This window comes from Streptacidiphilus sp. EB103A, from assembly GCF_041261405.1.
In the GTDB taxonomy this organism is placed as follows: Bacteria; Actinomycetota; Actinomycetes; order Streptomycetales; family Streptomycetaceae; genus Streptacidiphilus.
Window position 1 is genome coordinate 67,313 of the sequence record NZ_JBGCAQ010000028.1, and the last position, 11,492, is coordinate 78,804.

The window sequence follows — 11,492 nt, forward strand, 5'->3', positions numbered from 1 at the left end:
CTCCCCGCACGCGCGTTCAGCTGTCCGTGGACGACAGGACGGTGGGCATCGCGAGGGGGACCGGGCCGCCGCTGCCCGTGGTCTTGCAGGCGTCGTGGCAGTCCTTCTCCAGGCTGCAGCACAGGGAGCAGATGGCGCCCTGGTGGAAGGGGCAGCCGGCGATGTCGGGGCGTTCGAAGTCCTCCGCGCAGACCGTGCAGGTGAGGGTGGCGGCGGAGAGCAGGCCGTCGTCGGTGAACAGGGGCTCGGGCAGGTCGTCGGTGCGGGCGATGTAGTACTTGCCCTTGGTGAGCCACGCCAGCAGCGGGGACAGCGCCATGGCGATGACCAGGGCGATGAAGGGCGAGAACGCCTTGCCGTAGGAGCCGAAGGCGTTGAAGTAGGCGACGATGCTGACCGCGGAGGCGATGAGCATCGAGCCGAAGCCGACCGGGTTGAAGTTGTACAGGTGGGCCCGCTTGAACTCGATGTAGGACGGGCTGAGCTTGAGCGGCTTGTTGATCACCAGGTCGGCGACGACCGCGCCGATCCAGGCGATGGCGACGTTGGAGTAGAAGCCCAGGATGGTGTTGAGGACGCCGAAGACGCCGCCCTCCATGAGCGCGAGCGCGATGCCGACGTTGAGGAAGATGTAGACGACGCGGCCGGGGTGACGGTGGGTCAGCCGGGAGAAGAAGTTGGACCAGGACAGCGAACCGGAGTAGGCGTTCGTCGTGTTGATCTTTATCTGGGAGAGGATGACGAAGAAGGTGGCCAGCCCGAGCGCGACGGGCGCGGCGAAGGTGTGGAACCCGGCGAGGTACTGCTGGATGGGCTGGTCGGCCTTGGACAGGCCGATGCTGCCGGCGATGTAGAAGGCGAGGAAGGCCCCGCCGATCTGCTTGAGCGCGCCGAGCACCACCCAGCCGGGTCCGGCGCTGAGGACCGCGCCCCACCACTTCCTCGCGTTCTCGGGTGTCTTGTCGGGCATGAAGCGCAGGTAGTCGACCTGCTCGCCGATCTGGGCGATGAGCGACAGGGCCACGCCGGCGCCTGCGCCGACACCGATCAGGCTGATCGAGGAGCCGGTGGGCGAGTTGCCCGCGAAGTGGGTGAACTGCGAGAACTTGTGCGGGTCCTGGACGGCGATGGAGACGAAGGGGGCGACCATCAGGACCAGCCAGACCGGCTGCGTCCACACCTGCATCTTCGACAGCGCGGTCATCCCGTAGACCACCAGCGGGAGGATGATCAGCGAGGCGATGAGATAGCCGACGGCCAGCGGGACGTGCAGGCCCAGTTGCAGGGCCTGCGCCATGATCGAGCCTTCGAGGGCGAAGAAGATGAAGGTGAAGCTGGCGTAGATGACCGAGGTCAGGGTCGAGCCGAGATAGCCGAATCCCGCGCCGCGGGTCAGTAGGTCCATGTCGATGGAGTACTTCGCCGAGTAGTACGAGATCGGGATGCCGGTCAGGAAGATGGTCACGGCCGCGGCCAGGATCGCCACCATGGCGCTGGCGAAGCCGTTGGTGATCGCGATGGAGCCGCCGATGGCGAAGTCCGCGAGGTAGGCGATGCCGCCCAGGGCCGTGGTCGCCACCACGTAGGGGGTCCAGCGGCGGAAGGACTTCGGCGCGTAGCGCAGCGAGTAGTCCTCCAGGGTGCTGTTCTTCGTCCAGCCGTTGTACTGCCTGGCGGTGTCGCCGGACGGCCCTCCGGTCGGTTCAGCGGGTCCGGGAGGGGGTGTCGGCGCCTGGTTGTCGAGCGTGTCCGTCACGGGTCTTCCCTCATTCTGCACGCGGGGTCACACCCCCGGAGGCTCCGGGGCGGTGAGGGAAGATTCCCGCCCTGTTGTTTCTCGTTCGTTTCGCGTCGTTTAAATGGGAGGGCAATAGGAATTTGCATTTCGACGCGCGTAGAATTCAGGGAACGATAAACTCTTCATTCCGAAATCGCGACACCGGAAGAATTACGGGATTCGGGCAACCGACAGCCTCGCGTGGCGCGGGCGCTGCCGACGGCCCTGTCGGGTCCAGGACAACCATCCCATGAAACCATTCCCCTGGAAAGTATTTCTGCGACCAGGTAGTGTCAACGCCCGGGCCGCAGGGCCGGATCGGTCAGGTCAGCGGCAGGGACGGGGGGTCAGAGTTGGGCGACGATGTCAAAGTCGAAGGCGTCCGCCCTGGCCAGGTAGACCCGCTGGTGCAGGTGGTTCCCCTGCAGCCGCAGCGTGCCGCGCGGCCCCTCGTAGGCGACCGTCCCGCTCACCCTGCGCATGGCGCCGACGTCCAGCGACCGGGCCCGCTCGGCCAGCGCCGCGAGCAGCCGCAGGCCCTCGAAGCACGACTCCCCCAGACTGCCCATCGGTGGCGCCTCCACCCCGAAGCGCAGCGCGTAGCGGCGGCTGAAGTCCAGGCTCTCCTCGGTCGCCAGGGTCTCGAAGAACCCGGACGTGGCCCACAGTCCGCTGGTGGCGTCCGCCCCGGTGGCCAGCAGCATGTTCTCGTCCATGTGCGTGCTCAGCCGCAGGCACCGCTGGTGCAGGCCGCAGTCGGCGAAGGCCCGGTTGAAGCGCACCGCGTCGTCCCCGATCAGCAGCATCAGCACCGCGTCCGCCTCGCAGCGCTCCACCCGGCGCAGGGCCGGGCCGAAGTCGTGCGCGCCCAGGGGGACGAAGACCTCGTCGCGGACCCTGCCCCCGCAGGCCCGCGCGTAGCGTCGCGCCGCGCGGGCCGTCTCGCGCGGCCAGACGTAGTCGTTGCCCACCGTGCACCAGCGCCGCACCCCGGTCGCCTCGGCCAGCAGCCGCATCGCGGGCAGGAGCTGCCGGGCCGGGGTCTCGCCGGTGAGGAACACCCCGGGGGTCCGCTCACCGCCCTCGTACTGGGCTGTGTAGATGTAGGGGACCCGGTGGGCGACGCGCGGCGCCAGTGCCTTGCGCACCGCCGAGATGTGCCATCCGGCCACGGCGTCCACCGCGCCGAGCGACACCAGCGCCTCGACCTCGGCCGCCACCCGCTCCGGTGCGGCCCCGCCGTCCACCACGACCAGCCGCACCTCGCGGTCCAGCACACCGCCCGCAGCGTTGATCTCCTCCGCGGCGAGCCGCGCGGACAGCTCGCAGGACGGGCCGAAGATCCCCGCCGGCCCCTGCAGTGGCACCACCAGGGCCACGACCACCGCATCGCCGCCGTGCCGTCGCAGCGGCCCCAGCTGCATGTGACTACCTCCGTGCGGGTCGCGCGGGGGCGGGGATCTTGATCCGGGCCCCGATCCCGCCACAGAAGCCCTACTTTGGTTGAACCGTAGACGGTTGAACAGTAGACCTACCGGAAGGACGCCGGCGCTCATGACCACCGAGCCGCCACCCGATCTCGCCCACCTCCTCAGCCATGCCGAGCGCCGTCTGGTGAACCGGCTCGCCGCCGTGCTGGCCGACGAGGGCTGCTCGGTGGAGCAGTGGCGGGTGCTGTCGGTCATCGCCGACGACCAGGGCCATCCGATGGCCGAGATCGCCGAGTACGCGCTGCTGCCGGCGCCCAGCCTGACCAAGCTCGTCGACCGCATGGTCGCCGACAACCTGGTCTACCGCCGGGCCGACCCCCACGACCGCCGGCGCGTCCTGCTCCACCTCTCCGCCCGCGGCCGGATCCTGCACCAGCGCGCTGCCCACAAGGTCCAGGCGGACCAGACCCGCCTCCTCGCCGCGATCGGCGACGGCGGCGAACTCGCCCGCGCTCTCGACCTGCTCACCGGGACCCTGGCCGGGCGGCAGACCGAGCGCGCCCGGCCGACGACTACCTGACCCGTCCCCTGGGCTTCAGGGGAGTCGGGGGCAGCTCGGGGGCCGGGATCGCGGGGCCGTCGTAGCCGTGGACCTGGCCGAAGCGGTCACCGGTCATCCAGTCCGCGCGGGCATCGGCGATCTCGTCCCCGGTCCGGGCCACGAAGTTCCACCACATCACCAGCTTCTCCTCGAACGGCTCGCCGCCGAGCAGCAGCAGACCGCTGTCCGCGGCGGCGCGCAGCGGCAGTTCGCTGCGGCCGCAGCCGAGGTAGAGCATCGACCCGCGTTCCACCGGCACCCCGTCCACCCGGGCGTCGCCGTCCATCACCAGCACCGCGTACTCGAAGTCGGGCTGCAGCGGCAGCCGTGCCGAGGCGCCGGCGGCCAGCGTGAGGTCGGCGCCGACCAGCGGCGAGTAGGTCCGCCCCGGTGAGCGGGCGCCGTCCAGCTCGCCCATGATCACGGTGGCGTGCAGCCCCGGTGCGGTGACCTCGGGCAGGACCGGGTGGTGGTCGAAGCTCGGCTCGGTGTGCCGGTGCGCGTCGGGGAGGGCGACCCAGAGCTGCGCGCCGTGCAGCAGCGGGGAGTGCGGGGAGGGGGACTGCTCGGAGTGCGCGATGGCCCGGCCCGCCGTCATCAGCCCCAGCTCGCGCGGCCGCACCGTGGCCAGACTGCCGAGGCTGTCGCGGTGCTCCACCTCCCCGTCGTGCAGCCAGCTGACCGTCTGCAGGCCGATGTGCGGATGCGGGGCGACCTGCATCCCCGGCTCGGAGGCGATGTCGTCGGGGCCGTAGTGGTCCACGAAGCACCAGGCCCCGACCATCCGCCGGCCCAGGTTCGGCAGCAGCCGCCGTACCACGGTGCTGCCGCCGAGCGACACCTGCTTGCCTGTCAGCAGCTCATGCACCGGCTCGGCGGAGACGTCCTCACGTCCGCCGCACACGCGCGTCTGTGGCGCGGTCTCCAAGTTGCTCATGGTGTCCAGCGTAAGCGCGAAGGGCTCTACGTCTGCGTGGGCTGGTCGCGCAGTTCCTCGCGCCCCTGATGGTGCTCCGCCGCCGCAGCTTCAGCCGCGACGAGTGCGGCGCGGACGTCTTCGTCTACGTGTTGGCGGGTCTTGAGGTAGCCGACGGTGGTGTTGGTTACGGCGACCAGGGGGACGGCGACCACCGCGCCGCCGATGCCGCCGACGATCGAGCCGATGGTCACTGACAGCACCACCGCGATCGGGTGCACCCGGACGGCGCGGCCCAGGATCAGCGGCTGCAGCAGATGGCCCTCGATCTGCTGCACTGCCAGCAGCACCACCAGCACCATCGCCGCTGTGAACACCCCGTTGGTCACCAGCCCGATCAGCACCGCGATCGTGCCGGTGACCAGCGCGCCGACCAGCGGGACGAAGGCGCCGAGGAAGATCAGCACCGAGATCGGCAGCGCCAGCGGCACTCCGAGCAGATAGATGCCGATGCCGATCGACACCGAGTCGATGAACGCCACCAGCACCGTGCCCCGGACGTAGGCGGTCAGCGTGGACCAGGCCCGCGGCCCGGCCCCCGCCATCCCACGCCGGGCGCTCGGCGGGAACAGCCGCAGCAGCCAGCCCCAGATCCGCTCGCCGTCGTAGATCAGGAAGAAGGTGCAGAACGCCGCGAGGAACACCCCGGTCAGGATCTCGATCACGATGCCGACCGTGGAGAAGCCGAAGGAGGTGATCTGGTCGCTGTTGGTGCCGATCGCCTTGGACAACTGCCCGGCGAACCCGTTGATCTGCTTGTCGGTCAGATGCATCGGCCCGTGGGTGAGCCAGGTGCGGATCTGCGAGATGCCGTTCTGGACCTTGCCGGTGACCTCGTTCAGGTTGGTGGTCACCTGCCAGCCGACGAACCAGCCGACCAGGCCGATGCCGATCAGGCCCCCGATGAAGGTCATCGCGGCGGCCAGCCCCCTGGGCACCCCGTGCCGCCGCAGCCAGGCCACCGTCGGCTGAAGCAGCGCGCTGATCAGCATCGCCGCGACGAAGGCCAGGGCGACCACGCGCAGCGTCTGGACCACCCGGAACAGCACGTAGACGCCGGCGCCGACGATCAGCAGCCGCCACATCAGTTCGGCGGTGACCCGGAGCGACCAGGGCACGGCCTCGGTCGGGCTGGTGGGACGGGCCGGGTAGCTCGCCAGGCCGTTCTCCACCGCAGGGAGGGCCGTCACCGGCGGCGGGTCATTGCGGTGCTCGGCGACCTTCACCTCGGCCTCGACCTCGCGACGCCGGTGCTCCAGCCGCGCGGTGAGCCGTGAGAGCAGGGACGCTCCCCACCCCACCGGTCCCCTCTGCTGCTCGCCTGGCATCGCCGCCCCGCCCCTTCGCACCCGATGAGGGCCCCATGAAGCCGATGGAGTCCGTGATCCGAACGGTACCCGGTGCCCTCAGCCGACGCGGGGGCGGCCCACCGGAAGGCTGAGCCGGTCATCCTTCGACAGGTGATAGGAAAATCCGGTCATTCTTGGCTTTATGGGTTTAGCCGGACATGGATCGGGGGACGACCAGCATCGAGGCCGCTCCGCACACGGCGGCCGTTCCGTGGGAGATGTATGGAAGCCCCCGATCGGACAGGGATCGGGGGCTTCAACATGTCTGCGCGGCCCTGGGGCGGCCTTTGGGCTACTCGTCAGTACGAGTGGTGGACCTGCCAGTAGGCCCAGGCGTCGCAGGGGCTCCCGTAGCGCGAGTCCATGTAACTCAGGCCCCACTTCACCTGCGTCGCCGGATTGGTACGCCAGTCCGCTCCAGCCGAGGCCATCTTGCTCCCCGGCAGGGCCTGGACCAGGCCGTACGCGCCCGAGCTGGCGTTGGTGGCGGTGTAGTTCCAGCCGCTCTCGCGCTCGACGATGTTGCTGAAGCAGGTGAACTGCGAGGCCGGGACTATCGACTGGGCTATGGCCTGCGCCGAGCCGACGGTGTAGGTCTGGGTGACGGCCGCACGGGCGGCGGCGCGGCTGGCGGCGGCCTGCGCGTCGGCACGGGCCTTGGCGGCCTTCGCGGCGGCGGCGGCCTTGTCCGCGTCGGACTTGGCCTTGGCGACCTGGGCGGCCTTGATCCGTGCGGCCTCGGCGGCGGCCTTCTGCGCGGCGGCGGTGGCGGATGCCTGCTGGGCGTCTGCCTGCAGAGCGATGTTCTCGCTCACCGTCTGGGCCTGCTCGCCCGACGGGATGTCGGCGAGAAGAGTGGATCCTGCGACATCGGCTGTCTGCACGGTGGGCTTGGTGTCGCCATTGGCGACGCCGACCACGGCTCCGACGGCAGTGACGGCGGTGGCGGAGGCCACAGCCACACCCCGAACCGAAATCCGGTTCACACGGTTTCCTTCCAGCGTCGCCCGATTGGTGACCGCACGGACGATCTCCACCCCTGACGCTGGCCTCCCCCCTGCAGTGGTCACGGGAGACACGGGCCCGGAGCGCCTCGGGTGGGAACAAGACGCCATGGAACTCGGGCGGCGCACGACCGGACCTTTCACTCTGACGAGTGGTCAGTCTTGTCCTACGCGGGGCCTGACAGGACCCATACCTTGCCCGACCCGGACGGCCCGTGGCAATTCCCAGTTACGTGGCGAAGCTCACATGGCGGATGAGGCAGGAAGTTCTGCCGAACCCCTGTGGGACACCTGATGCCATGGTTACGATCGGACAACTTTGCCTCCGAGCCGAGGCACAACAAGGGGCGCGAGGAACTGCGCGCCCAGCCATGCACTCCCGTGCACCGCCCGGCGAACAGCTCCCCGCGCCCCGGTACGAAGCGCTCAGCTGTGATTGTCCTCCAGCAACTCCGTGACCAACGCGGCGATCGGCGACCGTTCCGACCGGTTCAGCGTCACATGTGCGAACAGCGGATGCCCCTTCAGCTTCTCCACCACCGCGACGACCCCGTCGTACCGCCCCACCCGCAGGTTGTCCCGCTGCGCCACGTCGTGGGTGAGCACCACCCGCGACCCCTGGCCGATCCGGGACAGCACCGTGAGCAGCACGTTCCGCTCCAGCGACTGCGCCTCGTCCACAATCACGAAGGCGTCGTGCAGCGAGCGCCCGCGGATGTGGGTGAGCGGGAGGACCTCCAGCATCCCCCGGGACAGCACCTCCTCGATCACGTCCGGCGTGGTCACCGCGGAGAGGGTGTCGAAGACCGCCTGGGCCCAGGGGCTCATCTTCTCCGACTCGGAGCCGGGCAGGTAGCCCAGCTCCTGCCCGCCCACCGCGTACAACGGCCGGAAGACCATCACCTTGCGGTGCTGCCGGCGTTCCAGCACGGCGTCGAGTCCGGCGCACAGCGCCAGCGCCGACTTGCCGGTGCCGGCCCGACCGCCCATCGAGACGATGCCGATGTCCGGGTCCTGCAGCAGATCCAGCGCGATCCGCTGCTCGGCGCTGCGGCCGCGCAGGCCGAAGACGTCCCGGTCGCCGCGCACCAGGCGCACCCTGCCGTCCGCGGTGACCCGTCCCAGGGCCTTGCCGCGCTCCGAGGTGATCACCAGGCCGGTGTGCACCGGCAGCTCGCGCACCTCGGGGATGTCGACGGTCTCGGCGTGCCCGGCCTCGAAGAGCGAGTCCACCTGCTCGCCGGAGACGGTGAGCTCGTGCATACCGGTCCAGCCGGAGGTGATCGCCAGTTCGGCGCGGTACTCCTCCGCGAGCAGGCCGACCGAGCTGGCCTTCACCCGCATCGGCAGGTCCTTGGAGACGACGGTGACGTCGTAGCCCTCGGCCTGGAGATTGCGGGCGACCGCCAGAATGCGGCTGTCGCTGTCCCCGAGCCGGTAACCGGCCGGGAGGACGGACGGATCGGTGTGGTTCAGCTCGACCCGGATCGTTCCGCCGACGTCGCCCACGGGGATGGGGGCGTCGAGCCGTCCGTACCGGACCCGGAAGTCGTCCAGCAGGCGCAGCGCCTGGCGGGCGAAGTAGCCGAGTTCCGGGTGGTGCCGCTTGGCCTCCAACTCCGTGACCACGACCACGGGGAGCACGACCTCGTGCTCCTCGAATCGCGTCATCGCGTTCGGGTCGGCCAGCAGAACGCTGGTGTCGAGGACGTACGTGCGCCGGTCTTGCTCACTCCGGCGGCTCTTGGAGCTGACCACAGGGCCTCCCGGGCGGACAACCTGCTGTCATCCGCGGTTCGCCGGACCTTCGGGCCCCGATGGCCGAGGTCACGGTCTGACCCGGTTATTCCCCAGGTCGCCCGAACCCATGCCGACCGAAACGAACTGACGCATCATCGTCATCAGCCGTTCTTCGCATGTTGGACAAGGGGGTGGCCGGTGGATCAGGGCGGATGAAGGAGCGGGGTCTGGTGCCTGCGATCGCAAGGCGGAGGAGGGAGCCATTGCGGAGCACTGGCGACCGACGACAACGCGGCGAGCGCTGGTGCCAGGGCCCGCGACGCCGCCCTGATCCACCGGCCACCCCCTAGGCGAACTGCGGGTCAGCCGCCGAAGCGGCGCTGGCGGTTGGCGTAGTCGCGCAGGGCCCGGAGGAAGTCGACCTTGCGGAAGGCCGGCCAGTACGCCTCGCAGAAGTAGAACTCGGAGTGCGCGCTCTGCCAGAGCAGGAAACCGGACAGGCGCTGCTCGCCGGAAGTCCGGATGACCAGGTCTGGATCGGGCTGGCCGCTGGTGTAGAGGTGCCGGGCGATGTGCTCGACGTCGATGATCTCGGCCAGCTGTTCGACCGAGGTGCCCAGCGCGGCCTGCTCCTGCAGCAGCTTGCGGACCGCGTCGGCGATCTCGTGGCGGCCGCCGTAGCCGACGGCGACATTGACGAGTATCCCGGTGTGGTGGGCGGTGGCCTGCTCGGCCTCCTTGAGCACCGCGGAGGTGCTCGCGGGCAGCAGGTCCAGGGCGCCGACCGGGTGGACCCGCCAGTGCCCGGTGGCGGCGAGGTCGCGCACCGCCTGCTCGATGATGCCGAGTAGCGGGACGAGCTCCTCCTTGGGGCGGCTGAGGTTGTCGGTGGACAGCATCCACAGGGTGACCACCTCGACGCCGACCTCCTCGCACCAGCCGAGGAAGTCCGGGATCTTGTCGGCGCCGCTCTGGTGTCCGTCCATGGTGGACATTCCGGCGGCCCGGGCCCAGCGGCGGTTGCCGTCGAGCATCACCCCGACATGGCGCGGCACCGCGGTCCGGTCCAGATGCGCCTCGACCCGGCGGCCGTAGAGCCCGTAGGTCAACTGTCGGAGCACCGGTGTGCGGCGGATGACCCTGCCGAGGTCCATGGTTGTTGCGCCCCTCTGCTGCGACCCTTCGGTCTGCTGCGACCTTCCGGGCAGGCGAGCGTCAGCACCAGCCCGCCCCCGGGGGATCACCCTACTCCCGGCTGCTGAGGGTAGGTGAATCGCGCCGGGCTGCCGGGGCCCGCGGGCCTGCGGGCCCGGAGGGCGACCGTCCACAGCTCGGACTATTGTTCATTCGTCTGACAAAATGCGCCCTCCGGAGAGGCACCCACTCATGATCCCAGCTCCTTACCAGCCGGCCGAGACCCGCTACCAGGGTTCGATGAACTACCGCAGGACCGGCCGCAGCGGGCTGAAGCTGCCGGAGATCTCACTCGGGCTGTGGCACAACTTCGGCGACGACAAGCCCCTGGAGACCCAGCGGGCGATCCTGCGCCGCGCCTTCGACCTCGGCGTCACCCATTTCGACCTGGCCAACAACTACGGCCCGCCGTACGGGGCCGCGGAGGCCAACTTCGGCCGGCACCTGGCCGCGGACTTCCGCCCGTTCCGGGACGAGCTGGTGATCTCCACCAAGGCCGGCTACGACATGTGGCCGGGCCCGTACGGCGAGTGGGGCTCGCGCAAGTACCTGACCGCCAGCCTGGACCAGTCGCTGCGGCGGATGGGCCTGGACTACGTCGACATCTTCTACTCGCACCGCTTCGACCCGGAGACCCCGCTGGAGGAGACGATGGGCGCGCTGGCGTCCGCCGTCCAGCAGGGCAAGGCGCTGTACGTCGGGATCTCCTCCTACAACTCCGAGAACACCCGGAAGGCCGCGGCGATCCTGCGCGACCTGGGCGTTCCGCTGCTGATCCACCAGCCCTCCTACTCCATGCTGAACCGCTGGACCGAGGAGGACGGACTGCTCGACGTCCTGGAGCAGGAGGGCGCGGGCTGCATCGGCTTCGCGCCGCTGGCGCAGGGCCTGCTCACCGACCGCTACCTGCACGGCATCCCGGAGGACTCGCGGGCCGCGCAGGGCAAGTCGCTGGACCCCGGGGCGCTCAACGAGCAGACCCTGTTCAAGCTGCGCGCGCTCAACGACATCGCCGCCAAGCGCGGCCAGTCGCTGGCCCAGCTGGCGCTCAGCTGGCTGCTGCGGGACCCGCGGATGACCTCGGCGCTGATCGGGGCCTCCTCGGTGGCGCAGCTGGAGACCAACATCGCCGCGGTGCAGGGCCCGGCCCTGACCGCGGAGGAGCTGGCCGAGATCGACCGCTACGCGACCGACGCGGACATCAATATCTGGTCAGCCTCCAGCGAGGGCTGAATAGGCACGACTTGGTACAGACCGCATTCAGGAGGACTCCCTCCGAGTGTGGTCTGTACCTTTTTGCTCCGTCAACTGCCTGATCAAGGTTGGTTTAACGGAACCTTAAGCAGCAGCTGGTGGTCTTGACATGCCAACTGGTCTAGTCCAACTTGTGGGTCAAGCTTCACTCCCTGTCTTCCCTCCCC

At 69.6% G+C, this 11,492-nt stretch carries 9 protein-coding genes; 2 read left to right on the forward strand and 7 right to left on the reverse strand.

Translation table 11 applies throughout. The features are described from left to right. Nucleotides 1–16 precede the first annotated feature (16 nt). Both ABH941_RS36040 and ABH941_RS36045 read right to left on the reverse strand, forming a co-directional pair. Nucleotides 17–1,756, reverse strand: coding sequence for a cytosine permease (locus ABH941_RS36040; protein ID WP_370134551.1), 1,740 nt, complete (start codon nt 1,754–1,756; stop codon nt 17–19). Between the two features lie 368 nt (nt 1,757–2,124). Beyond that, a complete protein-coding gene (locus ABH941_RS36045; protein WP_370134554.1) occupies nt 2,125–3,201 on the reverse strand; it encodes a substrate-binding domain-containing protein in 1,077 nt (358 codons plus the stop codon). A gap of 130 nt (nt 3,202–3,331) precedes the next feature. On the opposite strand from ABH941_RS36045, the gene ABH941_RS36050 reads away from it, so the two are divergent. Beyond that, nucleotides 3,332–3,787: a MarR family winged helix-turn-helix transcriptional regulator gene (locus ABH941_RS36050; protein ID WP_370134556.1), complete on the forward strand. Its 456-nt coding sequence runs from the start codon at nt 3,332–3,334 to the stop codon at nt 3,785–3,787. On the opposite strand, the gene ABH941_RS36055 is transcribed toward ABH941_RS36050, so the two are convergent. The 5 genes from ABH941_RS36055 to ABH941_RS36075 form a co-directional block, all read right to left on the reverse strand. Then, nucleotides 3,780–4,745: a pirin family protein gene (locus ABH941_RS36055; protein ID WP_370134560.1), complete on the reverse strand. Its 966-nt coding sequence runs from the start codon at nt 4,743–4,745 to the stop codon at nt 3,780–3,782. The genes ABH941_RS36050 and ABH941_RS36055 overlap by 8 nt on opposite strands. Nucleotides 4,746–4,771: 26 nt before the next feature. Then, on the reverse strand, nt 4,772–6,112 hold the full coding sequence (locus ABH941_RS36060) for an AI-2E family transporter (protein ID WP_370134562.1): 1,341 nt from the start codon (nt 6,110–6,112) through the stop codon (nt 4,772–4,774). A gap of 320 nt (nt 6,113–6,432) precedes the next feature. Further along, nucleotides 6,433–7,095: a lytic transglycosylase domain-containing protein gene (locus tag ABH941_RS36065; RefSeq protein WP_370134565.1), complete on the reverse strand. Its 663-nt coding sequence runs from the start codon at nt 7,093–7,095 to the stop codon at nt 6,433–6,435. A gap of 468 nt (nt 7,096–7,563) precedes the next feature. Continuing rightward, a complete protein-coding gene (locus ABH941_RS36070; protein WP_134001341.1) occupies nt 7,564–8,895 on the reverse strand; it encodes a PhoH family protein in 1,332 nt (443 codons plus the stop codon). Between the two features lie 344 nt (nt 8,896–9,239). Next, nucleotides 9,240–10,031 carry an isoprenyl transferase gene (locus ABH941_RS36075; RefSeq protein ID WP_370134568.1) on the reverse strand — a complete coding sequence of 264 codons (792 nt, stop codon included), beginning with the start codon at nt 10,029–10,031 and terminating at the stop codon, nt 9,240–9,242. A gap of 232 nt (nt 10,032–10,263) precedes the next feature. On the opposite strand from ABH941_RS36075, the gene mgrA reads away from it, so the two are divergent. Continuing rightward, complete coding sequence (mgrA, locus tag ABH941_RS36080; protein ID WP_370134570.1) at nt 10,264–11,304, forward strand: L-glyceraldehyde 3-phosphate reductase; 1,041 nt, start codon at nt 10,264–10,266, stop codon at nt 11,302–11,304. Nucleotides 11,305–11,492: the final 188 nt, after the last annotated feature.

Excerpts from the sequence above, each read along its gene's own strand:
- ABH941_RS36045 (WP_370134554.1), bottom strand. The coding sequence starts at position 3,201 with ATGCAGCTGGGGCCGCTGCGACGGCACGGCGGCGATGCGGTGGTCGTG.
- ABH941_RS36050 (WP_370134556.1), top strand. The coding sequence starts at position 3,332 with ATGACCACCGAGCCGCCACCCGATCTCGCCCACCTCCTCAGCCATGCC.
- ABH941_RS36055 (WP_370134560.1), bottom strand. The coding sequence starts at position 4,745 with ATGAGCAACTTGGAGACCGCGCCACAGACGCGCGTGTGCGGCGGACGT.
- ABH941_RS36060 (WP_370134562.1), bottom strand. The coding sequence starts at position 6,112 with ATGCCAGGCGAGCAGCAGAGGGGACCGGTGGGGTGGGGAGCGTCCCTG.
- ABH941_RS36075 (WP_370134568.1), bottom strand. The coding sequence starts at position 10,031 with ATGGACCTCGGCAGGGTCATCCGCCGCACACCGGTGCTCCGACAGTTG.
- mgrA (WP_370134570.1), top strand. The coding sequence starts at position 10,264 with ATGATCCCAGCTCCTTACCAGCCGGCCGAGACCCGCTACCAGGGTTCG.